This is a genomic window from Bradyrhizobium sp. USDA 4449 (assembly GCF_054056275.1).
This window is the reverse complement of sequence record NZ_JBSRYD010000001.1, coordinates 6,223,941-6,248,387: the sequence shown is the minus strand read 5'-3', so window position 1 is coordinate 6,248,387 and position 24,447 is coordinate 6,223,941. Positions and strand designations below refer to the sequence as shown.

Here is a 24,447-nt window from a genome sequence, read left to right as displayed (position 1 = left end):
AAGGATTTGGCATTTGGACAAGGCGCCGGATGCGTTCCGAACCATCAGCGAAGTAGCGCAGGAACTCGACATTCCGCAGCACGTGCTGCGGTTCTGGGAGACCCGCTTTTCCCAGATCAAGCCGATGAAGCGCAGCGGCGGCCGCCGCTATTACCGCCCCGACGACGTCGATCTGCTCAAGGGCATCCGTCGTCTGCTCTATGGGGAGGGCTACACCATCCGCGGCGTGCAGCGGATCCTCAAGGAGCACGGCGTCAAATCGGTTCAGGGACTGGCCGATGGCTCGGCCGCGGTCTCGTTCGGAGCCATCGAAGACGCCATTGGGGCGAGCCTGATGGAGCCCGACGACGAGGCGCCCATCAAGGGCGTCAATGGCGCAGATTCCGACGACGACGACTACCAGGGCGATGAGGAGGAAGGCATCGACTTCCGCTTCACGGAGGTCGACGACGAGGACATCCTCACCACCTTCCGCAAGGGCGGCGCCGCGGCCGCGCCGGCAGGGCCCAGTGCGCTGCACCGGGAACGGCTGGAACGCGTGCTCGGCGATCTCGTCGCCTGCAGGGAGATGCTGGACCAGGCGCTCAAGGACGCCTGAGGGCGCTTTTCTCTCTCTTGGCGGCCTGTTCCCGTTGGCTTTGGGCGAAGGCACCAAAATGGTGTGCCTCGCCTTGCGCAAAGCAGCGATCCTAGCTAATGGAACGACGTTCGGAGCGTGGCGCAGCCCGGTTAGCGCACTAGTCTGGGAGACTAGGGGTCGGAGGTTCAAATCCTCTCGCTCCGACCATTTTCTTCAGAGATTGACCAAAATCTTGCGGGATCGCGGGTCGGCAAGCGAGGTCCTGCTTTCGGAACGGCTGCCCCATCGTGTCGACGAAGGAGGCTTCTGCACTCTGCAGGCGTTTGATCAGTGCGCTGGCGCTCAGGTCCATGAGGGCATCGGCTGCCAAAAGGGACACTGACAGCAACGCAATCGCTGACCCAACGACAATTCCCTTCCATTCTTGTGACTGCATCAATTTACTTTATCAGGTATTTCGCCGCCCGCATAGATGGGGCTTCTGTACGCGGTTCAACCCCAGGAGCGACCAACGCACGTATTCTTGAAGAGCGACGATTCTGTAACGGGGCGCGCCCGATCCTCGCACATGTCGGCCGTAACCCTGTCGAAGGACAGCCCGGAGTCATTCTGTGCCGGACGTCGCTACGCGGACCGCCGCAGATACCCCACCACCATTTGCGTCGTTTCATCCACCAGCGTCCGCACAATCTTCTCCGGCAGGATCTCGACCCGGTTCAGCACCACGTTATGCGCGACCGCCTCGATCGCGCTGACGCAGATGAAGGTTGCGACATCGAGGTCGACCTTGCGCATCTCCTTGCGGCTGTCGAGATAGGCGCGGACGAGAGCGTGGATCTCGCGGTTGTAGGCTTCGACGTCGAGCTTGCCCGCACGCGGGATCTGCTCGGCGAGGACGCGATGCAGTTCGGGCTTGATGCGATGCGCCTCGATCGCGACGGTGACGAGGCGGCGCACGGCTTTTTCGATCGGCATCTCGGCGACTTCGACGAGCGCTGCGCGGACCAGCGCCATGATCTCCTCGTTGTGACGATCGATCACGGCGGCCACCAGCGCCTCTTTGCCCGGAAAATACTGGTAGAGCGAGCCGACGCTGACGCCGGCGACTTCGGCGATCCGGTTGGTGCTCGTCTTCTCAAAGCCTTCGCGAACCAGAATGCGAGCAGTTGCCTCGACCAGCGCATCGACCGTGGCGCGGGATCGCTCCTGCGAGGCTTTTTTCCGGGGTTTTGTCGCTGCCTTGCGCGCCATGGCCTGCGGTTTCGAATGCGAGTAGGAAAAGCGAGCGATTGCTCGCATTATAGCGGAGGTCGGCGATGCAAGGATAGAAGCAGAATGGTGCCGGCCGGACCCGGCAAATGAGGGCAGGAGCATGAGCGTTGCGAAGATGCTGTCGATCGGGCGGCTTTGCGAATGCAATTTCTCGTGGGCGACACGTTCAAACGATCCTCCGCCGAGCTTGCAGAGCCGCGTCTTCAATTGGCTCCTCGGGCTGCTTCCCTACAAGAAGCAGCTTGCCTCGGCCGAGGCCGTGCAGGCACATGTTCAGAGGCTCGCGCTGGAGCCGGCCTCGCACGAGCCTAGGGGGCTTGGCCGCGGGGTCGAGGTGACCCTGACGAAGATGGGCGGATGGCCGGTCTATTACACGGCACCGTCCTCGGGCCACGAGGGCTGCAACCACGTCATGTTCCTGCACGGCGGCGGCTATATCAACGAGATCGCGCCGGCGCATTGGCGCTTCGTCGGCCAGATGACGCGCAAGGCGGGCGTCGTCTGCGTCGTGCCGATCTATCCGCTGGCGCCGCGCGCGACAGCCAAGGACGTCGTGCCGGCGACGGCTGAGCTGTTGCGGATGCTGCTGGAGGATGCCGGGGCTGCAAAGGTCACTGTGGTCGGCAATTCAGCTGGCGCGGGCCTCGCGCTTGCCGCGTGCCAGTGGCTGCGCGATCGCGGACATCGGCAACCGGGCCGGCTGGTGCTGATCTCGCCGGGCGTCGACGCGACGGTCAGCCGCCCAGAGCAGACGGAGATCGCGGCGCGCGATCCGATCCAGGACATTCCGGGCATCATCGAGGCGGGACGGCTCTATGCCGGTGAGCTCGATGTCGGCCATCCCTTCGTCAGCCCGCTCAACGGTGCCTTCCGTTCGCTCGCGACCATGACGATCTTTTCGGGGACGCGCGATCTGCTCTATCCGGACAGCGTCGCACTCTCGGAGCGGGCAAGGGCGGCGGGGGTGTTGGTGGAGTTGCATCTGCTGCGCGACCAGCCGCATAATTACGCACTGATGCCGACCCCGGAGGGGCGACGCGCGCGAGCGATGATCTTGCGTGCGGTGGCTTAGAGCGAAGGTGTGATCGTGTTCACGCTACGCGCTGCCCGCAAGACAAGACGGCTCTCCTCGCTATGAGTAGTTTTGCAGGCCGTTAGGCCTGGCCCTTGATCTCGTAGCGACCCGGCACGCATTTGAAGCGCTCGAGGCGCCAATTGGCGTGGTAGATCGGATGCTCGCCCATCCATTTCGCGAGCGGGGCTTGTGCGCCGACTGCACACGCCATCATCGACATATCGGGCGTCATGTTGCTGTCGGTCACCATTTCCTCGACACAGCTGCCTGAAGCAGCGGCGCCAAGCCGGCAGAGCACGGCAACGACGGTCATGAACATACCAGTCACCTCATCGGTAGCTTCGAGCACGAGGGGATGCAAGCCGAGTGCCACAGCCTGTGCGCCAAGTGACGCCGCCCGGGCCGGCTCAGCCGGCGTCTGGTTTGACGATTCGGATTGCAAAAAATGATCCTAAACCGAAGCCGGGCAACGACGGGGAACCCACAGGACTCAAGGCAGCGATGATGGATTGTGGGGGCAGCGCCGCGCCATCAGCGCTTCACAAGACCGGCCCAGCCGATACGCTTCGCGACGTTGCGGAGTACTCGCCATGAGAGCGGGACCGCCAGGACAAAGGAAATGCGAGGGTAGACCATGAAGGTACGACCGACCGGCGTGATTCCGCCGATGACGACGCCGTTCCGGAAAGACGGCGAGATCGACCATAAACTCGTGGCACGCCAGGTCGACTGGATGATCGGTGCCGGCGCGCATGGCGTGGCGGCGGGCGGCTCGACCGGCGAAGGCCAGACGCTCGACCACGAGGAATATCGTGATCTGATGGCGGCGACAGTCGAAGCGGTGAAGGGACGTATTCCCGTCATCGCCGGTATTATCGTCGACTCCACGCGAGATGCGATTCGCCGCGGCAAGCTGGTGCGCGACATGGATGTCGCCGCCCTCCAGGTCACGCCCGTGCACTATCTGTTCAAGCCGGACGAGGAGGCGATGGTGGCGCATTTCCGCGCCATGGCCGACGAGACCGGCATGCCCATCATCATCTACAACGTGGTGCCGTGGTCGTATCTGTCGCCGGCGCTGCTGACGCGAATCATGACCGAGGTGCCGCTGGTGATCGGCGTCAAGCAGAGTGCGGGCGATCTCAAACTGTTCGCGGATCTCATGATGATGGCGCCGGACAAGCTGATCTACAGCGCGGTCGATGCCTTGATGTATCCGTCCTACACGCTGGGAGCCCATGGCTCGATCGCCGCGATCCTGACCGCTGCGCCGCATGCCTCCGTGGCGCTGTGGGATGCGGTGAAGGCGGGCGATCATCCACGCGCGCTCGATCTGCACAAGAAGCTGCTGACGCTGTGGAACGCTGTCATCGCCGACAACCTGCCGGCCTGTACGCGTTACGCGCAGACGCTCCAGGGGCTGCCGAAGACATACCCGCGTGCGCCGATGCCGGAGGCTTCGCCCGCGCAGCAGGCCGCGATCCGCAAGGCGCTGGAGGCGCTCGGCGCGCTGGACGGGAGGCAGATCGAGGCGGCCGAATAGTCCCCGCGCCGAAATGATCGATGTGCAGACGCAGCGCCGATCCGCTTTTACCTGCGGGTGCGGCGCTGCTACATTTTGCAGGCATCGCGGCCGCGGCGCGCCAACGAAGAAACATGCCGAGAAGGGGAGGGGCTGAAGTCCCATGAAGGAGTTCGCTGGAAAGATCGCCGTCATCACCGGTGGGGGCACAGGCATGGGGCGGGAGCTCGCCCGGCAGCTCGTTGCCGAGGGATGCAATGTCGCGATGTGCGACGTCTCAGAAGCCGCGATGGCCGAGACCAAGCGGCTCTGCGAGGCCGACAAGCTGCCGCAGGGCCTGCGCGTCACGACTCACTTCGCCGACGTCTCGATCGAGGATCATCTCAAGCGTTTTCGCGATGAGCTCACCGAGCAGCAGGATACCGACAAGATCCATCTGCTGTTCAACAACGCCGGCATCGGCGGCGGCGGCAGCCTGTTCACCAACACGCGGGAGCAGTGGGAGCGCACCTTCAACATCTGTTGGGGGGGCGTCTATCTCGGCGTCCGCACCTTCCTGCCGATGCTGGTCAAGGCGGACGAAGCCCACATCGTCAACACCGCCAGCGTCAACGGCTTCTGGGCCTCGGTCGGTATGAACCAGGCGCACACCGCCTACAGCGCGGCGAAGTTCGCGGTGAAGGGCTTTACCGAGGCGCTGATCAACGACCTTCGCCTGCACGCGCCGCATGTCAAATGCTCGGTGGTGATGCCCGGCCATATCGGCACCTCGATCGTCTCCAATTCGCGCAAGCTGCAAAGCTCTGACGGCTCGGCGCGTCTCAATGCCGACGAGGTCGTCTTGACCCGCAAGCGCATGGTTGCGGCAGGCGTGCCAGATGCTGACAAAATGTCGGACGAGGACATCCAGGCGGTATTCGCCGAGCGCGCCCGCAGCTTCCTCGAGGACGCGCCGACGACGGCCGCGGAGGCGGCCAAGATCATTCTGGATGGCGTGAAGGCGGAGCGATGGCGTATTCTCGTTGGCGAGGACGCAAATCGCCTCGACGAGCGCGTACGCGCGACGCCCGAGCAGGCCTATGACAGGGCATTCTTCGACGCCTTTACCCGGGACGTCGGCTGGCGGCTTGGCTGAACTGTCAACGAGCGCGCGCGGATATAGGTATGACGCTTATCATCGCAAGAGGTCCGGCGGTCATTTTGCTCGGATAAATTTGCGCGGCGAATTTTACCTGCCTCGCGCGCGCGTCGTCCTCATGGTCGGACGGGATGTCACGCGTGCCATGTGTGATTTGTTCAAGCGATGGTGATCTCGAACGGGTCCCATTCGGCGCAACCCAGCTTGGTTGGTGAACTAAAATAGTTTATTCAATCAGGCTAACGCCATCATTAAGCGTAGCCCCGATGATACCCGCATGCCTCTCCGACGATTTTGTCCTCTGCCCGGAGAGCGAGGATATCTCCGCTGAGTTCACACGGCTGCTCACTGCGGCCCAGGAGGGCGGCGCCACCATCGCCGAATGCCTGATGATCGCGCGGCAGCTGAACCGCGGCGACGAACAGTCCTGGCATCGCGAGTGGAAGAAGCTGGCGCGGGCCAACAGGCATCGTGCCGAAGCGGCGTTTGCCGAAGGCCATATGGTGACCGCGCAGCGCAACTGGCTGCGCGCAATGAACTACTACAGCGCGGCTGCGATGCCGCTCGATCCCGCCGACGAGCGCCGCTGGGTCGCGGTGCTTGCGATGCAGGAATGCGCCCGCCGTTTCCTCACGGCACGCGGGCCAGCCGGCGAGGTCGCGACGATCCCATGGGTCGAAGGCCATTCCCTGCAGGGCTATTTCCTGCCTGCGCCTGCGACGAACGGTCGCGCTCCGACCGTGATCTGCATCGGCGAGCCCGGACATCGCAAGGAGGAATTTCTGGTCAAGCTTGCGCCGCATGCGCGCGATCGCGGATTCGCGATGCTGGCGCTCGATCTGCTCGGCGAGGAGCGCGACGACTATGTCGACGTGTTGCTGCAGCGTCGGGACCTCGAGAGCTCGATCGCCAGCGCGATGGATTACCTGGAGCTGCGAAGCGACGTCGATTTCGATCGCGTTGCGATCGTGGCCGACGGGTGGGGCTCCTCGTTCGTTGCACGCGCCGTGTTGCAGGAGCCGCGGTTTGCAGCGGCCGTGTGTGATGGAGGTCTCTGGGATCTGCACGAGCGATCGTTCTTTGCCAGTCGCTTTGCAATGAGGGACCTCAGCATCGTCCCGGTGCCGCATGCGCCCCTGATGGCTTCGGGCGCCGAATGTCCCGTGCTGATCACGTTGGGCGAGGATGGTTGGCTCGAGCCGGACCGGGCGCGTCAGATCGTGCAGACATCGCGGCTCGGCAGTTCGGACGTCGTACTCAAGGTGTTCACGGCGGCGGAGACCGGCGCGGCGCAGGCCCATGCCGACAACCCGACCCTTGCCAACGAATACATTTTTGACTGGCTCGAATCGCAACTCGGCGCCACCGGCAGGCAGACCTGAGCGCAGCGCCGGCATCGAAAAGGGATTTGCGCCTCAGAAGTCGAGGGAGATCCTGACGCAGGCCTTCTCGAGGCGGGTCTTCAGTGTCGCGAGCTTGGCGGTGAATTCCGTCAGCTCGTTCTCATCGAACTCCTGGAAGACGAATTCGCGAATGGTCTTGTACTGCTCGTTGAGGCTCGCGATGTGCTTCTGCGTCTTTTCGAGCAGCGACAGCCGCACCACGCGGGCGTCGGTCGGCGAGGGGCGGCGGCGCAGCAGGCCCTTCTTCTCGAGTAGCTTGGACTGGGTGGTGACGAAGGACGGGTCGACGTGAAGCAGCTTGGAGACCACGTTGACGGGCACGCCGTCGTCCTTGTCGAGGTCGGAAATCGCCATCAGGATCAGCCATTGCGGTCCGCTGATGCCGAGCGTCCTCGCCCAGAACTGGCGCAGCTCCTCCAGATACATGTTGATCGACGATATCTCCCAGGTGAATCGCCTGATGATATCGAGATTGCCTGCGGGGCGGAGGCGCGCCCCTTCTTTCCTCGTCGCTGACACAGCGTCACTCCCGCAAGCTGATTCTTTCTCGCCAGTCTTCGCATTGGGCATAGTCCACGCAAGCCTGCCCCGACGCAAGTGTCAGAGCAGGGTAATTCTGTCACGGAAATTACAAATATGAGCCGATCAGCATTTTGGTCCAGGTCCGGTGTTGCGCCGCAGACACAGGGTTAGTGAAACCACAAAGCTGATCTAATAAACTATTTTGATTAATGGAACGGCGCAGGCATATTGATCCCTGACGGTGGGGGTTCTCGATCGTCCCGTTGCAGGTGGTCCGCTCACGTCCCTCGCGTCTCGATCGGGGGTGTCCGAAAGCGCGAAGCCTCCGAGCGGATTTGATGAAGAGACGGGGATCTGGGGGGCCTTACGGTCCGATCTCCGTGAAATGAGCAACTTGGAGGTTTTAAATGAAAGTGGCGAAGAGCCTTTTGCTCGGCACTGCGGCGGGTCTGATCGCCGTCGGTGGAGCGCATGCGGCTGATCTTCCGTTGAAGGCCAAGGCCGTCGAATACGTGAAGATCTGCTCGCTGTACGGTGCGGGTTTCTACTACATCCCGGGCACCGACACCTGCATCAAGCTGGGTGGTTACGTCCGCGCCGACGCAATTCTCGGCGGCGCAGGCGACTATGGTTTCAACAACAGCACGAGCAGTGCGAACGGCGGGTCGAACAACCGTCTGACCAACTATTATTACAGCCGCGCTCGTTTTGACCTCAATGTCGACACCCGCACGGCGACCGAATACGGCGTCGTCCGCACCTACGCCGATATGGTCTTCAGCTACGACTCGGCCAACGTCACCGGCAGCAATCCGTCGGCGATCTCGTCCAACTCGGCCTCGCTCGGCCTCTACCATGCGTTCATCCAGTTCGCCGGCTTCACCTTCGGCCGCACGGTCTCGATCTTCGATGCCCCGTGGCAGAGCTATCCGGCTGGCGGTCCCGATAGCATTCCGGGCGGCTCCAACCACGTCAACGGCGTGAACCAGGTTGCGTACACGGCTGAGTTCGGCCAGGGCATCACCGCTTCGCTCGCGTTGCAAGATGAGACCTCGGCGAACAACGGCCAGTCGAACCTCTGGAACGCCAATGGTTTCGCTGCCTCCAGCTCAGTCAATGGCTCCGGTGTCGTCGTGACGAATTCTGCGGCTGCCAACGCTGCTGCCGCCCTCATCCAGGGCAATTACGGCACCAACGATTGGGGTGGAACGCGCTCCCCCGACATCATCGGTGCCGTCCGTGTCGACCAGGCGTGGGGTCTGGCCCAGATCTCGGTCGCTGCGCATGATCTCCATACGGCCTACTACGGCTCGACGGAATCCACCGGTCACCCGGAGGACAAGTGGGGTTGGGCTGTGCAGGGTTCGTTGTCGATCAAGAACATCCCGACCGGTGCGGGCGACAACGTCAACCTGCAGGCCGTCTACACGGACGGTGCGACGCGTTACAACTTCCAGAGCCTGTTCCCGCAGAGCTTCTTCATGTTCGGCGGCAGCGGCTCCGCGTATCAGAGCATCGGTTTCGCCGGCCTTGCTGACGGCGTCTTCGGAACGGGTACCGGCATCGACACCGTCAAGACCTGGGGCGTCCGTGGTGGCTATACCCACAACTGGAGCCCGAACTGGACGAGCGCCGTCTATGGTGGCTATGCCCAGCTGAAGTATGGCTCGACGGGCAAGAGCCTGATCTGCGCCAACTTCGCGACGATTGCCGTGGCCGGTTCGACCTGTAACCCTGACTTCAACTTCGGCGTCGTCGGTGTCAACACCGTCTGGACTCCGGTGAAGAACCTGGCGTTCACCGCGGACCTGAGCTGGTCGCGCCTGGACCAGAAGTACTCCGGCGCCATCACTGCTCCGGCGATTGCGACCGCCGCCAAGCCGGGCGCGGTGTATGAGCTGAAGGATCAGAACTCGGTCACCATGATGCTGCGCGCTCAGCGCAACTTCTGATCATCGATCGCGATATCTCCATCAGAGAACCCCGGCGGGCCACCGCCGGGGCTTTTTCTTGGAGAAACCCCGATTCTCAAAGTCGGAAGTCTCCTGCGCGGGCAGCGAAGACGAGCTATGCGATTTGACCGGAACTAATTTATTTACTTACCTGAGTTGATCAGCTATATGGTGCTTAGCCGGTTTCGATAAGTCACGGCTCTTAGCTCACGCTAAGCCTCCAGAAACCTCCGGTAGTGCCCTGCCGGAGGTTTTTCGTTGTGAGGAGAGGGCGTGGCTCCCTTCAGCCGCGCACGACACGCGCCCGGGAATTCGGCCGGTAGGCGAGGCGGCTGTGGCCGACGCAATAAGGCTGCCCGTCGTGCGCGGCATTGCCGCAGAAGCAGAAATCCTCCGCACCCGGCGTCGAGATCGGCCATCGGCAGCTGGACTTTCCGAGCTCCATCAGCGAGCAGCGATTGGCTTCGTCGATCGGTCCGGTCACCACAGGCGCGTCCGGCTCGCCGTAGATCGTGGCGAGCATTTCGAATTGCAGCCGCGGCACCGCTTTGGGCGCGCGGTGGGCGTTGCTCCTGTCCCGATTTCCGTCTTGGAGCCTGCGCTCGTCGACCGTGCGGCCGCGCGTGAGATTGAGCCGGGACAGCTTGCCGATCACGGCGTTGCGGCTGACGCCGATGTCGGCGGCGATCTCGCGGCAGGACAGGCCAGCCTCGAAATGCTGCTTCAGAAGTTCAATTCGTTCAACGGTCCAGGTTGGTGAGAGAACAGGCATTTGTGACGGTCCCAGGTTGCGACATCCGGCCAGAAGTCGCTGAGATCGTCCGCTTCACGTCCGGCGCGCGTTCACGTCCTGCCATTGTCGCGAATCGACAAAAGCCCGTCCTTGATGGCGAGACGGATGCCTTCTTCGATCAAGGTACGTGCGACGCCGGGAACGCTGGTGCCGTGGGTGCCCTGTCTCACCAACTTCTCCAGGTAGGTGATGGTCGAGAGCGCCAGGGTTACGGGAATGCGGTCAGTCTCGGCTTTTTCGGTGGCCATGGCCCGAACGCTAGCCTCTTACTCGGGTACATAAAAGTAACGATTAAGAGTCTATTTAGGTTCGGGGGTGAAAGTCAAATCCGGGTTATGACGGTGGTTCAGCACCTTGGAATCGCTAGGAAAAAAGGACGCAATCGCGCGCTCCGCGCGATAGGCCGCGCGGCGGTGTGGCGTAGGCAGGTCAGGAGGTGCGAGCCGGGCTCAGCCGTGCACGATCGTCTTTTCGATCATGCAATGGATGCCTTTGGAGCCGTTGACGGTCTGGGTCACCCGCAAATCGGCCGCGAGACTGCACAGCGTATAAGCGTCCTCGCGCGACAGGCCCCTGATCTCGCCGAGCAGCACAATCATGTCGCGCAGCGCCCGCACCGCGCATTGGTCGAGGTCGGGGTCCATCGCCATGGTCATGTAATGGGTCGAGGTTTCCGCGCGCGGATAATCGAACCTCAAATCCTTGCGCAGCGTCAGCCGGAAGCGGCCTTGCAGCGCGGTCTCGATCGCGGTGACGCAGACCTCGCCGTCGCCCTGCACGCCGTGGCCGTCGCCGCAGGAGAACATCGCGCCCGGAACGAACACCGGCAGATACAGTTTGCCGCCGGCGCCGAGTTCCTTGTTGTCCAGATTACCGCCCATCGCGCGCGGGATCAGCGAGGAGATGCGGCCCCAGGCGGGCGGCGGGGACACGCCCATCACGCCGAAAAACGGCTTCAGCGGCAGCTCGAGACCCCAGGGCATGCGGCCGACCATCCGCGACCGGTCCAGCGGGATGTTGAGGATGCGCGTCTCGTGGAATTCGTCGGGCAGGGTGCCGGACAATGGCTTGATGAGATTCCAGCCCCAATCCTGCCGCAGCTGGACGTCGAGGATGTCGATTTCCAGCACGTCGCCGGGTTCGGCGCCGTCGACCGCGACGGGACCGGTGAGGATGTGGCCGGGGAGCATGCGCTCGTTTCTGGCGTGAACCTCGAACATTTCAGGCGGGATGTGAAACTTGCTGCGGTCGGGCAGAACGTCGGGACCGCCGCTGACGGTATCGATGGTCACCTCATCACCGCTGGCGACTGTGAGAACGGGCTTGAGCGCGGCTTCGAAGAAGCCCCAATGGCAGGTTTCGGGGCTCGAATGCAGGTGGTGATGGGTCATTTGCCGCGTCCATCCGGTTTCATCAGAACTCGTCATGAGAACCTGACATGCCCGGGCTTGACCCGGCAATCGATCCTCTTCCAAGAAGATTTCTGAAGACAGGCGGGCGGGTCAAGCCTGCGTGTCGTCGGCACGATCATTTCAGCGAGGCTCCCCTGTTTTTCGTTCTGTCCAAGACGCTTGGCGCTGCGGTGCTGCCGATCAATCTTCTGGTCGAGCTCGGGATCATCTCGGTGGTGCTGATGGCAACGCGCTTTGCCGGGCTCGGGCGGAAACTCGCTGCGACGACGCTCGTTCTGCTCGCGCTCGCCGCATTTTCGCCGCTCGGCAATCTCTTGCTCTATCCGCTGGAATCGCGCTTTCCGGCGTGGGATCCGGCGCGCGGTGCGCCCGACGGCATCATCGTGCTGGGCGGCTCCGTCGATACCGAACTGTCGGCGGCGCATCACACGCCGGTGGTCTCACACGGAGCCGATCGCCTGTTCGCGCCGGCCGATCTAGCGCGCCGCTATCCCAATGCACGGATCGTCTTCACCGGAGGCTCTGCGAACCTGGTCTCGACCGATGCCAGGGAAGCCGATTATTCCGTGCCGATCCTGGAAAGCATCGGCATCCCGAAAGAGCGCCTGATCGTGGAACGAGACTCGCGCAACACCTACGAGAACGCGATCTTCACGAAACGTTCGGTGGCACCGAAGCCGGGCGAACACTGGTTGCTGGTGACGTCGGCCTACCACATGCCACGTTCGATCGGCATTTTCCGCAAAGCGGGCTTCGACGTCCAAGCCTATCCCGTCGACTGGCGGATGGGCGGTCGTGACGATCTGTTCTCTTTCACCAATATCGGCGCGGACGGCCTTGGTCGAACCGATGTGGCCGTGCGCGAGTGGATCGGCCTTCTGGCCTACCGCCTGATGGGCAGGACCGGCGAGTTGCTTCCCGGGCCGGCCAAGGACTAGAACAGACCGCAGAAGTGCAACGATCCGCGTCGGGAGGAATCCATGCAGCAGCAAGCCACCGGTACGATCGATCTTGCCGCCCTCGTGGCCGATCTCAACAGCCTGTTGCGGCTGAAGACGACGGTCATAGGCATGAAGCTGTTCGCGCGCGCCGCCGACATGGAGGCGATCCCGAAGATACGGCGGCCGAATGCAATCCACACCACCGACCAGATCGTCAGCATGGCCTCGCGGCTCGGCTGGACAGTCGGCATCACCGGCGACGATCTCGTCGGCGCGCAGTGCCGCGCGGTGATCGGTCTTGCGCCACAGGACGACAAATGGCTCGCCGGCGAAAACTATGTCGGCGTCTGGCACGGCACGGCGGAGGATGCGCGCAAGCGCCAGGAAGCGCTGGATGTGGTTCCGTTCGGGCAATATCAGGCACTCGCCGTCAGTCCGCTCGCCAGTGGCCGGCTCAATCCGCCCGATATCTGCCTCGTCTATGCCACGCCCGGGCAGATGATCATCCTGATCAACGGGCTGCAATATACCGGCTACAAGAAGTTCGAATGGGGCGTGGTCGGCGAGACCGCTTGCGCGGATTCCTGGGGCAGGGCGCTCAAGACCGGCGAGCCCAGCCTGTCCTTGCCATGCTATGCCGAACGGCGCTATGGCGGCGTGCCGGACGAGGAGATGCTGATGGCCTTGAAGCCTCATCATCTCGCCAAGGCGATCGAGGGCATGAAGGCGCTGGCCAAGAACGGCCTGCGCTATCCGATCCCGCCCTATGGAATTCAAAGCGACGTCCGCGCCGGCATGGGCGTGAGTTACGCAAAGAAATAAAGGCCAGTCATGAGCTCCGCGAAGTACGACATCGTTGTCTATGGCGCGACCGGTTTCACCGGTCGGCTCGTCGCCGAATATCTGGCGGCGCATTACAAGGGCGACGTCTCCCTGAAATGGGCGATGGCGGGCCGCAGCCTCGACAAGCTCAAATCCGTGCGCGACGCCATCGGCGCGCCCGCCGATACGCCGCTGATCGTGGCCGATGCGTCGGATGCCGCCTCGCTGAAGGCGATGGCGGAGCGCACGATGTCCGTCATCACGACGGTCGGTCCGTATCAGCTCTACGGCGAGGAACTGTTGGCTGCCTGCGTCGCCACAGGCACGGACTATTTCGATCTCTGCGGCGAGCCGATCTGGATGCGGCAGATGATCGACAAATACGAGGCGGCTGCGAAGGACAGCGGCGCGCGCATCGTGTTCTCCTGCGGCTTTGACTCCGTGCCGTTCGAACTCGGTACGTTTTTCGTGCAGGAAGAGGCCAAACGCGCGTTCGGGGCTCCGGCCGCGCGCGTGAAGGGCCGCGTGCGCGATATGCGCGGCACGCTCTCGGGCGGCACCGCGGCAAGCGCAAAGGCGACCTTCGATGCGGTCGCCAAGGACATCAGCCTCGTCGCAATCCTGAACGATCCGTTCGCGCTGACGCCCGGCTTCACCGGACCGAAGCAGCCGAGGGGTAACAAGCCGCTGCTCGAGGACGACCTGCAATCCTGGGCCGCGCCGTTCATGATGGCGCTGATCAACACCCGCAACGTTCACCGCTCCAACATGCTGATGGGCTTTCCCTACGGCCAGGACTTCGTGTACGACGAGATGGTTCTGACCGGTCCCGGCGAGAAGGGAGAGGCCAACGCCAAGCGCGTGATGGCGGCCAATGCCGAGAAAACCGGCCCGAGCGCGCCGAAGCCGGGCGAGGGGCCGTCGAAGGAAGAGCGTGAGAACGGGCTGTTCAATTTGCTCTATGTCGCAATTGCGCCCGACGGCCGCATGGTCCGTGCGGGCGTCACCGGCGACCGAGATCCCGGCTACGGCTCGACCTCGAAGATGATCTCGGAATGCGCGATCTGCATGCTGCGCGACACAACGGACGTCGCTGCCGGATTCTGGACGCCCGGTGCAGCCATGCAGCACAAATTGATCCAGCGGCTGCGGGACAATGCAGGGCTGACGTTCGAGGTGGAAGCGTAAGTGCTCTTCGCCTCGCCCCGCTTGCGGGGAGAGGCCGACACGCGAAGCGTGGCGGGTGAGGGGGCTCTCCGCGAGTCCAATTCTTATTGTCAGCGCTGAGGCAACCCACCCCAACCCTCTTCCCGTAAGAACGGGAAGAGGGTGAATAACAAGCTACGCCGCCCGCGCATCATATGCGTACATGAAATCCATGGTCTTCGATCCCAGCGGCAACAGCAACTTGATCATCTGATTGCGGATGAACGCGCCGGCGGCGCTCAACTCGCGCTTGTTGTTGCCGTTGCGGCGGGCGATGGCCACGATCTTTTCCGCGCGCGGGCGCCGCTCCGCCGCAAAGGCCTGGAACGTAGCGCTCAGTTCCTGGCCCTCCTGCATCAGACGGGCGAGCCGCATCGCATCTTCGAGCGCCAGCGAGGCGCCCTGGCCGGCATGCGGGCTGGTTGCATGCGCGGCGTCGCCGATCAGCAGCGAGCGCTTGCGCGACCAGGTCGGCAGGGTCGCGACGTCGAGCGTATCGGTGACCACGATGTTCTCGGCGGCGTCGATGATATCAGGGATCGGATCGTGCCAGCCGCGATGGAAACCACGCAGATGCTGCTTCAAGGTCTGCGCGTCCAATGCCCGGAACATCGCGGCATCCATGCCGTGCGCCGGTTGCGTGCTCCACCACATCGCGCCGTCCTTCGGGTCCGGGCTGCAATATCCGTAGCCGAAGAAGCCGCTCTGGCCGAAAGTGGTCTCGACACGGCGGCCGATCTCCCGGCCGCGGAGGACCGCATGCGGCACGAAGCCGCCAAAGCCGATCAGGCCGGTGTTGAACGGTGTGGGACCATCAGGCACCACCTGACGCCGCGTGATCGAGTGCACGCCGTCGGCACCGATCAGGAAGTCGCCCTCGGCCGTCGTGCCGTCGGCGAAATAGGCGATGACAGGCTGATCGCCGCGATCCTCGATCTTGATCAGGCGCTTGTCGAAATAGAGCGAGACACAGGCACACCAGGCCTTGTCGATCAGCATCTCGTTCAGCGCGGCGCGGGAGATGTTGACGGCGGGCTGACCGAAACGCCGCGCCATGTCGCGGTTCATCGAGCCGAGCAGCCGGCCTTCTTGCGAGTAGAAGTCGAAGGACTCCGCGATGGAGCCGCGGCTGATCAGCTCGTCCGCGAGCCCGATCTCGTCCATCACATGCATGCCGTTCGGCGCGATCTGCAGGCCGCCGCCGATGCCCTTGGAATAAGGCCAGGCTTCGTAGATCGCCGATTCGATGCCGGCACGGCGCAGCAGGATCGCGGCAACGGGTCCGGCGATGCCGGCACCGATGATCAGGGCTTTGCGGGGACGATATGACATAGGCTTGCTCCCGACGTTTCCGTGGTGTTAGGAGAAATTACGGTCACTAATTCTCTTAGTGGCTAAGATATATATCGACTAAGATATGGGGCCGACCTTGTCAAGGACGAAAGCGCGCGCGGCGTTGTTGGCTGAACTGGAGGAGGCAATGCGCAGGTCCTCTGCGCAGGGCGTGCTCTACGGACAAGCCGTGGCAAACGTGGCCGGGATTGCCAATTCCGATCTCGAATGCATGGACATCCTCTATCTCGAGGGGCGCGTGACCGCGGGCCGGCTCGCCGAAGTCACGGGGCTGACGACCGGGGCCATCACCGGTGTCGTCGATCGGCTCGAGAAGGCGGGGCTGGTGCGCCGCGAGCGGGACGAGACTGACCGCCGCAAGGTCTATATCGCCGTCGTGCCGGAGACCGCGATGAAGATCGGCCAACTCTACGTGCCGATGCAGCAGGCGATGGAGAAGATGTTCAATGCCTATTCGGACGAGGAACTGCGGCTGCTGCTGCGCTTCGCCAACGAGGGCTACAAAAGCATCATTGCTGCGACAGCGACGCTGAAGGGGCTGATCGACACAGCGCCCGAGAAGAGGCCAGCGCTGAAACTCAAGCGGACGAAGCGTCCTCGTCAGACCTGATCTTGTAAGCTTGCGCGGCCGCGATCATGCCCCACATCGCGCCCAGCATCATCCAGAAATGGCGCCAGTGGTCAGTGTCGATCACGAAGCTTTCGCCGACGGTGCCGACGAAGGCGGCGAAGATCGCAAGATAAGTGCGCTGCCAGGGCACGCGGACGAAGATGTGGCGGAATCCCGTGATGACGGTGGTGAAGACCAGCGCGGGATAGCATACGCCGGAGAGCCAGCCGCCGGACATGAAGGCGTTCAGATAGGAATTGTGGGTGTCTTCAGGAAAGAAGCGGTGGAATTGCAGCGGGCCGATGCCGAAAGGCAGGTCGAGCGCCATCTGCGCGCCCAGGATGTGCCGGCCGAACCGGCCGAAACGGCCTTCGTCATAGCTCTGGTCGAAGCTCGCGCGCTGCTTGAACATCTCGGCGACGGAGTCGAACGACAGCAGCACTGCGATCAGCGCCAGGCCCAGCACCACTGCGACAATGGCCATGATGATGATGCGCGAACGCTGCGCATTGGTGCGGCTGGTCAGCACCATCAGCGCCAGCATGAAGGCCGAAGTCAGGATCAGTCCGCCCCAGGCGGCGCGCGAGAAGGCCAGCAGGATCGCCAGCGACATGATGCCGAAGGCGATGACATTGCGGAAGGCCTTGACGAGCTTGTCCGAAACCACGCTCTGGAGGGCAAACAGCGCCGGCAGGATCAGAAAAGCGCCGAGCACGTTCGGGTCCTTGAACGTGCCGCGTGCACGCTCGTAGAGTGTCAGCAGATCGTGGCCGCCGGGAACGAGGTTGAAATAGCCCGCGATCGCCGACAGCGAGGCGACCATCGCACCGGCCACGAGGCCACGGCGCAGCATGTCGAGCCGCGCCGCCGTGTCCTCGGAGGTGACCATGGCGAAGAACACAACCGTTACTGCCATGTACCAGGAGGTCGCGATCCAGCTTGCGACCTCGGACTGGTCGAGCAGCGGGATCGCGCTCATGGTGTAGCCGACATTGAGCAGGACCAGCGCCAGCACCAGCGGCATCAGCACCAGCCGCAGGCGCAGGCCGGTGGCGAAGAAGGCGACGGCGGCGAGCAGCGTCGCCATCTCGTAGGGGCTCGGCTCGATGAAGACGATCGCGCCCGAGGCCCCGACCAGCCACACCAGCGCGCGCTGAAGGGCCAGAACGCCGGGCGCGGCCGGTGCGGCTAGTTTCATTCCACCGGCTGTTGCCGCATACGCCATCACGCGCTCACGCTATTGGTACGCCACAAAACTCGCAGTCATTGCCCCGGCGCCCGAGCCGGCGCGATGCAAACTCAGTACGCGTTCTCGTTCTTGGTCAGCAGCGAGATCGGCGTCTTCAGGAGAATGACGAGGTCGAACAGTACCGACCAGTTCTCGATGTAATAGAGGTCGAACTCGACCCGCTTCTGGATCTTCTCTTCGTTGTCGATTTCGCCGCGCCAGCCGTTGATCTGGGCCCAGCCAGTGATGCCCGGCTTGACGCGGTGGCGCGCGAAATAGCCATCGACGGCCTCGTCGAACAGGCGGCTCTGGAGCTTGCCCTGTACCGCGTGTGGACGCGGGCCGACCAGCGAGAGATTGCCTGAAAACACCACGTTGAAGAGCTGCGGCAGCTCGTCGAGGCTGGTCTTGCGGATGAAGCGGCCGACGCGGGTGACGCGTGGATCGTTCTTGGTCACGACCTTCGAGGCGGTCGGGTCGGCCTGGTGATGATACATCGAGCGGAATTTGTAGACGTCAATACGCTCGTTGTTGAAGCCGAACCGCTTCTGGCGGAATAGTACCGGACCGGGGCTGTCCAGCTTCACCGCCAGCGCCACCAGCGCCATCACGGGGAGGGCTGCGAGCAGCGCGAGACCGCCGACGATACGGTCAAACAGCCATTTCATCACCAGGTCCCAATCGGTGATGGGCGCCTCGAACACGTCGAGCGTGGGCACCTCGCCGAGATAGGAATAGGAGCGGGGGCGGAAGCGCAGCTTGTTGGTGTGTGCGGAGAGACGAATATCGACCGGCAGCACCCAGAGCTTCTTCAGCATCTCCAGGATGCGCGTCTCCGCCGAGATCGGCAGTGCAAACAACACCAGATCGACGCGGGTGCGGCGGGCGAACTCGACGATGTCGTCGACCTTGCCCAGCTTGCGCGCGCCGGCGCAGGTATCGAGCGCGCGGCTGTCGTTGCGGTCGTCGAATACGCCGAGCACGTGAATGTCGGAATCCTCTTGCGCGTTCAGCGCCTCGACCAGCTGCTCGCCGTTGCTGTCGGAGCCGACGATGATGGTGCGGCGGTCGAGCCGGCCCTGCCGGGCCCAGCTCCGCACCAGGGAGCGGAGGATCAGTCGTTCGGCGACCAGCGCGGCGAGGCCGAGGAAGTAGAACGCAGCGAGCCACAGCCGCGAGATTTCGCTGCCGAACTTGGCGAAGAAGGAGATTCCGATGAACATCAGGAAGACGAACGACCAGGACGAGATCATCCGTGTCATCTGCCGGAGCTGCCCGCGGAACAGCTGTACCTGATAGATGTCCGCAGCCTGGAAGCAGACCACGGCGGCTATCGCAACGGCGGCGATCTCCGTGGGATACACCCAGCTGAAGCCGACGACCGGCACGACGTAACCGATATACAAGGCGATGCCGACGAGGCTCAGCAGTACGAAATCGATCACGCGCGCAAACCCGGCGATCACGATCGGCGAATAGGCGCGGGCGACCTTCTGGTTGACGACATCGAGCGCCGCCGGAGTGAGCCGACGACGGCGTTCGACGAAGGCTGACTCAGCCGGCTCCGCCACGGCACTGGTTGCGGCGTCGAGCATCGAGCGTGCGTTGAGCGGTTCCACGCGTGTCCATGTCCATTCCGAAAACCCGTGGCGCCGCTTTGCGCCCCGGGCGTGCATCCCCTGGCGCTTCGATTATCGGACAAATCGGAAGATTCTCTAAAACCGGATTAAGGATGGTTAATGATTTGCAAATGCATCCCGGTAGCCCGCGAGCACGCCGTCGACCATGGCCTGCTGGGAGAAATGCGCCGAGATGCGCTCGCGCAAGGCGGATGCGCGTTGCGCGGTAGCCTGAGGATCCCCCAGCGCGGCCGCGATCGCCTCGGCCATGGCTTCGGCGTTGCTGGCGGCGAACAGGGACGGGCTATCGCTACCGAAAATCTCGGGGATGCCGCCGACACGCGCCGCGATCATGGGGATGCCGGCCGCACCCGCCTCGATCACGACGTAAGGCATGGAATCGCCGCGCGAGGGAACCACCAGCAGCCGCCCCTTGGAAAAGCCGTAGCGCGCCTTGACGTGGCCGATGAAGCGGATTGCCTCCGTCAGGTGGAGGCGCTCGACTTGCGCCTTCAACGCCGCCGTCTCCTCGCCGTCACCGCCGAGCGTCAACGTGACCTTCTTGCCGCGCTCGTGCAGGAGCGCCACCGCATCAACCAGCAGATCAGCGCCCTTGATGTGCCTGAATTCGCCGACATAGGCGAGGTCGGTGGCGTCGTCGGCCGTGACGACGGGCTCGAACTCCTCCGGCGTCACGCCGTTGAAGACGCAGTGAACCACCCCTTCGGGCGTGCCGACGATGCGCTGGTAGGTGTCACGGGCAAAGGCGCTCTCGAACAGGAACAGGTCCGTCGCGTGAATCAGCGTGCGTTCGAGGCGCGCGTAAAACTCGCCCTTCAGGGTGTTGAGCGGGTAGTGCAGCGAGCCGCCGTGTGGCGTGTAGATGCGGATGGTGTCGTTCGCGCGGCGTCGCATCCGCACGAAGGCGCCGGCCTTGGCGCCGTGGCCGTGCATGACGTCGGGCTTGAGCGTGGCGATCAGACGCTGCATGCGCAGCCACACCAGGAAATCCTCCGGCGAGGGTTCGCGGCGGATCGCAAGCCGGTGCACGCCGAGCTTCAGCCGCGGCGCAAGCTCGGCCAGCGCCTTGTCCGCACGTTCGCCCCCGGTGAGACTGTCGGCGAGGATCCCGACATGGTGGCCGCGAGCGACCTGACCGTTGGCGAGGTCGAGGATGTGCCGAAAGATGCCGCCAACCGGCGCGCGCACGGCATGCAGGATTCGGAGCGACTGGTCGGGAGAAGGGGGCATGATCACAACCAGCGCTCGACGGCGACTGCCGAACAATGTTCTCGAAATATCGAAATGGATTAAGGGGGCTCGTGGTTAACAAAGGGTGACGAGCGCGTATGCGCTGTCCGCGAGACGGCGTGATTAACCCAGCGGCAACCTTAATGGAGTGTAATCGGTCCCGTTGAGGTGGATGAGTGGCGTTGCCCTTCGGGAGTGTTCGATGCGTTTAGCGTTCTGGCGTGCCGGCAAGGACAAGGCCGTCATCGAGCGGGCGGTTTCGAAGGCCAAGGTCGAGGCCAAGCCCGAAACGAAGCCCAAGGTTGAAGCCAGGCCCGCGCCGATCGCCGCAAGAGAGGCGCCGGCCGAATCCGGTGACATCGATCTGCACGCGCTCGGCGGCGCACTTGCGCGCAAGCGCGGCTGGATCATCGTGCCGACGGTGCTGGCGCTGGTCGCATCCGTCGCCATCGTTAATCTCATCACGGCGCGCTACAAATCGGAAGCTCGCATCCTGATCGACGGTCGCGAGAATGTCTTCCTGCGCCCAAGCAGCGATCGCAGCACTGAAGAGCGGCAAGCGCTCGACCCCGAGGCTGTCACCAGCCAGGTGCAGCTCGTCCTGTCGCGCGATCTCGCGCGCGAGATCATCAAGAAGAACAAGCTTGCCGAGCGGCCGGAGTTCGATCCGGTTCTGCAAGGCGTCTCGCCGCTGAAATCGCTCGCCGCGCTGCTCGGCTTCGTCCGCGACCCGTTCTCGATGACGCCGGAAGAGCGCGTGTTGGACGCCTACTACGATCGCCTTCAGGCTTACGCCGTCGACAAGTCGCGCGTGATCGTGGTCGAATTCCAGTCGGCTGACCCGGATCTCGCTGCCCGCGTCGCCAACTCGATCGCGGACGGCTATCTCGTGCTCCAGCAGAACGCACGCCAGGACCAGGCCAAGAACGCCAGCCAGTGGCTCGCCGGCGAGATCGAGAATTTGCGCAAGAAGGTCTCCGATGCCGAGGCCAAGGTCGAGGATTTCCGTTCGAAATCGTCGCTGTTCGTCGGCACCAACAACACGACGCTGTCCAACCAGCAGATGGGCGAGGTCAACACCCAGCTCAACAATGCGCGTGCGCTGAAGGCGGATGCGGAGGCCAAAGCGCGGCTGATCAAGGAAATGCTCCAGAGCGGCAAGCCGATCGAGGCCTCCGAGGTGCTGAATTCGGAGGCGTTGCGCACGCCGTCGCAGCAGCGCGTGGCGTTGCGAGCCCAATTGGCGGAACAATCGTCGACGTTGCTCGGCAACCATCCGCGCATCAAGGAATTGAAGGCGCAGCTCGCTGACCTCGACAACCAGATCCGCGACGAGGCTGCCAAGATAGCCCGTTCGCTCGAAAACGACGCGCGGGTCGCTGGCGGGCGCGTTCAGGAATTGTCGGCGAGCCTGGAACAGCTGAAGAAGCAGGCGACCTCGACCAACGGCCAGGATGTCCAGCTCCGCGCGCTCGAACGCGAGGCCAAGGCGCAGCGCGACCTGCTCGAATCGTATCTGGCCAAATACCGCGAGGCCAACACCCGCGAGACCATCGACACGGCGCCTAGCGATGGTCGCATCATCTCGCGTGCCATCGTCTCGAACACGCCGGCCTATCCGAAGAAGCTGCCGATCGTGCTGATCGCGACGCTGGCGACCCTTCTGCTTTCGTCGGGTCTCGTCGTCACCGGTGAACTCCTGCGCCAGACGGCGCCGCGCGCCGTCGTCACCCTGGCGTCCGCCGTGGGCCGTCGCGAGCCGGTAGTGGATCAAGTGGAGCTGGATCCGGCGCCGCTCCAGCCGGACATGACCGCCGATGCCGATCTCAACGAATTTGCCGAGATCGCGCAGCTGGCCGAGGGCCTGAGGGCTGCCGGCGTGAACGCGAAGAAAGTCACCGTGCTTGGTACCGCACCGGGCGACGCCATCACGCTGTCGGCGTTGACGCTCGCCCGGCATCTGGCTCGCGACGCGCGCGTCGTCGTGGTTGATCTTGCCGCGTCTTCGCCGATGATCGCGGCGATCTCCGTCGACGCCGCGGCCCCGGGGCTTGCCGAACTGATGCAGGGGCAGGCTTCGTTTGCCCAGATCATCACCCGCGACAAGCTCTCGCGGCTCCATCTGGTCATGGCCGGACGCCCCGGCTTCGATCATAGCCTGCTCCAGTCGCCCCGGGTCACGCTCGCAGTCGACGCATTGCTGCGCGCCTATGACTACGTATTGCTCGATGCCGGCGCCGCCTCCGAATTGCCGGCAGAACTCCTGACGACGAACGCCCGCGCCGTCGTGGTACCTGACGTCTCGATGGAGGCGGATGCACGTGCGCTGATGTGCGAGCAGCTCAAGGCCGTCGGGTTCAGCGACGTGAAGATGCTGGAGCGGCCGGTGCAGCCGTCGGATGCCGGTGAGACGCCGCGCGTGGTCGCGGCATAGGCCCGGGAGAAGGCTTGCAAGACAGGTATCCGCCGACGCGAATTTGCTACCCGAACGCTTGGCGCAGCCGGCGGGCCAGGTCGAACAGCACCTGGTTCTGTTTGACCAGGCGCTTGCCGTGGTTGAGTAAGGACATCGCCATCGCCGCGAGCTTGCCGCGCGAGGTCAAGGGCAAGAAGCTGTCGAAGATGTCCTCGTCGTCCTTGCAGAACATGCGCTTGTAGTCATCCGACCCGATGCCGAGGTCGAGCGAGTGGTAGCCGCGCTCGCCGTAACGGTCGATGATGTACCGCATCAGGATCAGCCCCGGGCTGTAGCGGCCGTGTTCCGACATCGTGTAGGTGTTGAACATCAGCGAGAAACGCTGGCCGTCGGCGACGCCGGCAAAGATCGCGATCACCTCGTCGTCGCATTCGAGAGCATGGATGTCGATGACGCGGCCTTCGCCGCGCGGCGCAAGGCAGGCGCTGCGGATGAATTGCTCGACGCCAGGCTCGGCGAACACGTTGGGCAGCTTCTGCTCCGCCATCCGCGCCGGCTTGACGCGGAAGAACCAGTCGAGCAGGCGAGTGACGTCGGCGTCCGCCGTAGCAAGATGATAGCGATAACCGGCGAGCACCTGGAGTTTCTTCTCCTTGCTCTTGAGCCGGCGGCGGAAGGAGTTGCTGATCCGCGACGCGGGCAGGCCGCCCGGTTCCATCACCAGCACCGGGCAGCCGTTGATGGCGCTCTGTTGGCTCAGGAGGACGAAAGGATTCTGTTGATCGTGCCAGCGTCTGGGCTGCTGCGTCAGGGCGAGAACGTCGACCCGGTCACGCAAGGCGGCGATCAGCGCGTTGAGATCGGCGGCGATCGCCTGTGCTGCGAACTCGGCGTTCCACAGACCCATGTTGAAGGTCGTGTGCTTGCCGCCCATGAAGCAGGCCGTGCGCACACCGTAGCCCCGGCGCAGCACGAGCGGAAGCAATGCGAGCGGCTTGTGCTCGGCGTCACGGGCGATCACGATGAAGGGACGGGCGCCCTCGCGTTCTCCGACCGATCGCTGCCATGAGCCCAGCAGATCGAAGCGCTGATAGGGCGTGAAGAGATGACCGGGCTCTTCGAACGCGCGCCAGACCAATTCAGCCTGGGCGAGATCTTGGACGATGTCGATATGCGCGATTCGGCTCGCTTTCGACCGCGCTGGCGATTCCGCCGTCCGGCTTTGCATCGCCGCAGCCATGGTCATTCGCGAAACCTGTCGAGAAAACGAAAAATACGTATTTCGGCCTGTGGCCGACCTTTGCAAATAAATGTCAACAAAGGGTAATGACA

At 63.5% G+C, this 24,447-nt stretch carries 22 protein-coding genes and 1 tRNA gene; 12 read left to right on the top strand and 11 right to left on the bottom strand.

Annotation, left to right across the window (positions count from 1 at the left end):
- The first annotated feature begins 13 nt into the window (after positions 1-13).
- The gene (locus ACVIIW_RS29225; protein WP_456703884.1) at positions 14-598 is read left to right on the top strand and encodes a MerR family transcriptional regulator; all 585 of its coding nucleotides are present in this window, start codon (positions 14-16) and stop codon (positions 596-598) included.
- Between the two features lie 111 nt (positions 599-709).
- Positions 710-787 (top strand) — tRNA-Pro (locus ACVIIW_RS29220).
- Positions 788-1,204: 417 nt separating this feature from the next.
- Here ACVIIW_RS29220 and ACVIIW_RS29215 read toward each other — a convergent pair.
- Entirely contained in the window at positions 1,205-1,831 is a 627-nt protein-coding gene (locus tag ACVIIW_RS29215; RefSeq protein ID WP_456703883.1) for a TetR/AcrR family transcriptional regulator, read from the bottom strand.
- A gap of 121 nt (positions 1,832-1,952) precedes the next feature.
- Here ACVIIW_RS29215 and ACVIIW_RS29210 point away from each other — a divergent pair, with 121 nt between their 5' ends.
- Positions 1,953-2,924, top strand: coding sequence for an alpha/beta fold hydrolase (locus tag ACVIIW_RS29210; RefSeq protein ID WP_456703882.1), 972 nt, complete (start codon positions 1,953-1,955; stop codon positions 2,922-2,924).
- Positions 2,925-3,006: 82 nt separating this feature from the next.
- On the opposite strand, the gene ACVIIW_RS29205 is transcribed toward ACVIIW_RS29210, so the two are convergent.
- Positions 3,007-3,246 carry a hypothetical protein gene (locus ACVIIW_RS29205; RefSeq protein WP_456703881.1) on the bottom strand — a complete coding sequence of 80 codons (240 nt, stop codon included), beginning with the start codon at positions 3,244-3,246 and terminating at the stop codon, positions 3,007-3,009.
- A gap of 315 nt (positions 3,247-3,561) precedes the next feature.
- On the opposite strand from ACVIIW_RS29205, the gene ACVIIW_RS29200 reads away from it, so the two are divergent.
- The 3 genes from ACVIIW_RS29200 (at position 3,562) to ACVIIW_RS29190 (ending at position 6,969) form a co-directional block, all read left to right on the top strand.
- The gene (locus tag ACVIIW_RS29200; protein ID WP_456703880.1) at positions 3,562-4,470 is read left to right on the top strand and encodes a dihydrodipicolinate synthase family protein; all 909 of its coding nucleotides are present in this window, start codon (positions 3,562-3,564) and stop codon (positions 4,468-4,470) included.
- A 142-nt stretch (positions 4,471-4,612) separates the two neighbouring features.
- Entirely contained in the window at positions 4,613-5,584 is a 972-nt protein-coding gene (locus tag ACVIIW_RS29195; RefSeq protein ID WP_456703879.1) for an SDR family NAD(P)-dependent oxidoreductase, read from the top strand.
- A 269-nt stretch (positions 5,585-5,853) separates the two neighbouring features.
- A complete protein-coding gene (locus tag ACVIIW_RS29190) occupies positions 5,854-6,969 on the top strand; it encodes an alpha/beta hydrolase family protein (protein ID WP_456703878.1) in 1,116 nt (371 codons plus the stop codon).
- 33 nt (positions 6,970-7,002) lie between these two features.
- Here ACVIIW_RS29190 and ACVIIW_RS29185 read toward each other — a convergent pair whose 3' ends face one another.
- A complete protein-coding gene (locus tag ACVIIW_RS29185; protein ID WP_456703877.1) occupies positions 7,003-7,509 on the bottom strand; it encodes a MarR family winged helix-turn-helix transcriptional regulator in 507 nt (168 codons plus the stop codon).
- 410 nt (positions 7,510-7,919) lie between these two features.
- Here ACVIIW_RS29185 and ACVIIW_RS29180 point away from each other — a divergent pair, with 410 nt between their 5' ends.
- On the top strand, positions 7,920-9,464 hold the full coding sequence (locus ACVIIW_RS29180; protein WP_456703876.1) for a porin: 1,545 nt from the start codon (positions 7,920-7,922) through the stop codon (positions 9,462-9,464).
- A gap of 283 nt (positions 9,465-9,747) precedes the next feature.
- Here ACVIIW_RS29180 and ACVIIW_RS29175 read toward each other — a convergent pair whose 3' ends face one another.
- The 3 genes from ACVIIW_RS29175 to ACVIIW_RS29165 form a co-directional block, all read right to left on the bottom strand.
- Complete coding sequence (locus ACVIIW_RS29175) at positions 9,748-10,236, bottom strand: GcrA family cell cycle regulator (protein WP_456703875.1); 489 nt, start codon at positions 10,234-10,236, stop codon at positions 9,748-9,750.
- A 71-nt stretch (positions 10,237-10,307) separates the two neighbouring features.
- Positions 10,308-10,505, bottom strand: coding sequence for a hypothetical protein (locus ACVIIW_RS29170; protein WP_007603456.1), 198 nt, complete (start codon positions 10,503-10,505; stop codon positions 10,308-10,310).
- A 201-nt stretch (positions 10,506-10,706) separates the two neighbouring features.
- Positions 10,707-11,648 (bottom strand): acetamidase/formamidase family protein, encoded by a 942-nt coding sequence (locus ACVIIW_RS29165; protein ID WP_456703874.1) that lies wholly within the window; start codon positions 11,646-11,648, stop codon positions 10,707-10,709.
- Positions 11,649-11,839: 191 nt separating this feature from the next.
- On the opposite strand from ACVIIW_RS29165, the gene ACVIIW_RS29160 reads away from it, so the two are divergent.
- The 3 genes from ACVIIW_RS29160 to ACVIIW_RS29150 are packed head-to-tail and all read left to right on the top strand — an operon-like array spanning position 11,840 to position 14,620.
- Complete coding sequence (locus tag ACVIIW_RS29160) at positions 11,840-12,607, top strand: YdcF family protein (RefSeq protein ID WP_456705304.1); 768 nt, start codon at positions 11,840-11,842, stop codon at positions 12,605-12,607.
- A 42-nt stretch (positions 12,608-12,649) separates the two neighbouring features.
- Positions 12,650-13,432, top strand: coding sequence for a DUF169 domain-containing protein (locus ACVIIW_RS29155; RefSeq protein WP_456703873.1), 783 nt, complete (start codon positions 12,650-12,652; stop codon positions 13,430-13,432).
- 9 nt (positions 13,433-13,441) lie between these two features.
- A complete protein-coding gene (locus ACVIIW_RS29150) occupies positions 13,442-14,620 on the top strand; it encodes a saccharopine dehydrogenase family protein (RefSeq protein WP_456703872.1) in 1,179 nt (392 codons plus the stop codon).
- Between the two features lie 153 nt (positions 14,621-14,773).
- Here the strand turns inward: ACVIIW_RS29150 and ACVIIW_RS29145 are convergent, their stop codons facing one another.
- Positions 14,774-15,970, bottom strand: a complete 1,197-nt coding sequence (locus ACVIIW_RS29145) for an FAD-dependent monooxygenase (RefSeq protein WP_456703871.1) — start codon at positions 15,968-15,970, stop codon at positions 14,774-14,776.
- A gap of 148 nt (positions 15,971-16,118) precedes the next feature.
- On the opposite strand from ACVIIW_RS29145, the gene ACVIIW_RS29140 reads away from it, so the two are divergent.
- Positions 16,119-16,601 (top strand): MarR family transcriptional regulator, encoded by a 483-nt coding sequence (locus ACVIIW_RS29140; protein ID WP_456703870.1) that lies wholly within the window; start codon positions 16,119-16,121, stop codon positions 16,599-16,601.
- Here the strand turns inward: ACVIIW_RS29140 and ACVIIW_RS29135 are convergent.
- From ACVIIW_RS29135 to ACVIIW_RS29125, 3 genes are all read right to left on the bottom strand, one after another.
- On the bottom strand, positions 16,570-17,826 hold the full coding sequence (locus ACVIIW_RS29135; protein WP_456703869.1) for an O-antigen ligase family protein: 1,257 nt from the start codon (positions 17,824-17,826) through the stop codon (positions 16,570-16,572). The two genes, ACVIIW_RS29140 and ACVIIW_RS29135, sit on opposite strands and share 32 nt — an antisense overlap.
- Before the next feature lie 74 nt (positions 17,827-17,900).
- Positions 17,901-19,448, bottom strand: coding sequence for an undecaprenyl-phosphate glucose phosphotransferase (locus ACVIIW_RS29130; protein ID WP_456703868.1), 1,548 nt, complete (start codon positions 19,446-19,448; stop codon positions 17,901-17,903).
- A 117-nt stretch (positions 19,449-19,565) separates the two neighbouring features.
- Positions 19,566-20,699, bottom strand: coding sequence for a glycosyltransferase family 4 protein (locus tag ACVIIW_RS29125; protein WP_456703867.1), 1,134 nt, complete (start codon positions 20,697-20,699; stop codon positions 19,566-19,568).
- Between the two features lie 202 nt (positions 20,700-20,901).
- Here ACVIIW_RS29125 and ACVIIW_RS29120 point away from each other — a divergent pair, with 202 nt between their 5' ends.
- Positions 20,902-23,133, top strand: a complete 2,232-nt coding sequence (locus ACVIIW_RS29120) for a GumC family protein (RefSeq protein WP_456703866.1) — start codon at positions 20,902-20,904, stop codon at positions 23,131-23,133.
- Positions 23,134-23,179: 46 nt separating this feature from the next.
- On the opposite strand, the gene ACVIIW_RS29115 is transcribed toward ACVIIW_RS29120, so the two are convergent.
- On the bottom strand, positions 23,180-24,361 hold the full coding sequence (locus ACVIIW_RS29115) for a GNAT family N-acetyltransferase (protein WP_456703865.1): 1,182 nt from the start codon (positions 24,359-24,361) through the stop codon (positions 23,180-23,182).
- Between the last annotated feature and the right edge of the window lie 86 nt (positions 24,362-24,447).

Excerpts from the sequence above, each read along its gene's own strand:
- ACVIIW_RS29180 (WP_456703876.1), top strand. The coding sequence starts at position 7,920 with ATGAAAGTGGCGAAGAGCCTTTTGCTCGGCACTGCGGCGGGTCTGATC.
- ACVIIW_RS29200 (WP_456703880.1), top strand. The coding sequence starts at position 3,562 with ATGAAGGTACGACCGACCGGCGTGATTCCGCCGATGACGACGCCGTTC.
- ACVIIW_RS29150 (WP_456703872.1), top strand. The coding sequence starts at position 13,442 with ATGAGCTCCGCGAAGTACGACATCGTTGTCTATGGCGCGACCGGTTTC.
- ACVIIW_RS29115 (WP_456703865.1), bottom strand. The coding sequence starts at position 24,361 with ATGACCATGGCTGCGGCGATGCAAAGCCGGACGGCGGAATCGCCAGCG.
- ACVIIW_RS29145 (WP_456703871.1), bottom strand. The coding sequence starts at position 15,970 with ATGTCATATCGTCCCCGCAAAGCCCTGATCATCGGTGCCGGCATCGCC.
- ACVIIW_RS29125 (WP_456703867.1), bottom strand. The coding sequence starts at position 20,699 with ATGCCCCCTTCTCCCGACCAGTCGCTCCGAATCCTGCATGCCGTGCGC.
- ACVIIW_RS29165 (WP_456703874.1), bottom strand. The coding sequence starts at position 11,648 with ATGACCCATCACCACCTGCATTCGAGCCCCGAAACCTGCCATTGGGGC.
- ACVIIW_RS29135 (WP_456703869.1), bottom strand. The coding sequence starts at position 17,826 with ATGGCGTATGCGGCAACAGCCGGTGGAATGAAACTAGCCGCACCGGCC.
- ACVIIW_RS29175 (WP_456703875.1), bottom strand. The coding sequence starts at position 10,236 with ATGCCTGTTCTCTCACCAACCTGGACCGTTGAACGAATTGAACTTCTG.
- ACVIIW_RS29155 (WP_456703873.1), top strand. The coding sequence starts at position 12,650 with ATGCAGCAGCAAGCCACCGGTACGATCGATCTTGCCGCCCTCGTGGCC.
- ACVIIW_RS29215 (WP_456703883.1), bottom strand. The coding sequence starts at position 1,831 with ATGGCGCGCAAGGCAGCGACAAAACCCCGGAAAAAAGCCTCGCAGGAG.
- ACVIIW_RS29140 (WP_456703870.1), top strand. The coding sequence starts at position 16,119 with ATGCGCAGGTCCTCTGCGCAGGGCGTGCTCTACGGACAAGCCGTGGCA.
- ACVIIW_RS29170 (WP_007603456.1), bottom strand. The coding sequence starts at position 10,505 with ATGGCCACCGAAAAAGCCGAGACTGACCGCATTCCCGTAACCCTGGCG.
- ACVIIW_RS29120 (WP_456703866.1), top strand. The coding sequence starts at position 20,902 with ATGCGTTTAGCGTTCTGGCGTGCCGGCAAGGACAAGGCCGTCATCGAG.
- ACVIIW_RS29205 (WP_456703881.1), bottom strand. The coding sequence starts at position 3,246 with ATGTTCATGACCGTCGTTGCCGTGCTCTGCCGGCTTGGCGCCGCTGCT.
- ACVIIW_RS29195 (WP_456703879.1), top strand. The coding sequence starts at position 4,613 with ATGAAGGAGTTCGCTGGAAAGATCGCCGTCATCACCGGTGGGGGCACA.
- ACVIIW_RS29190 (WP_456703878.1), top strand. The coding sequence starts at position 5,854 with ATGATACCCGCATGCCTCTCCGACGATTTTGTCCTCTGCCCGGAGAGC.
- ACVIIW_RS29210 (WP_456703882.1), top strand. The coding sequence starts at position 1,953 with ATGAGCGTTGCGAAGATGCTGTCGATCGGGCGGCTTTGCGAATGCAAT.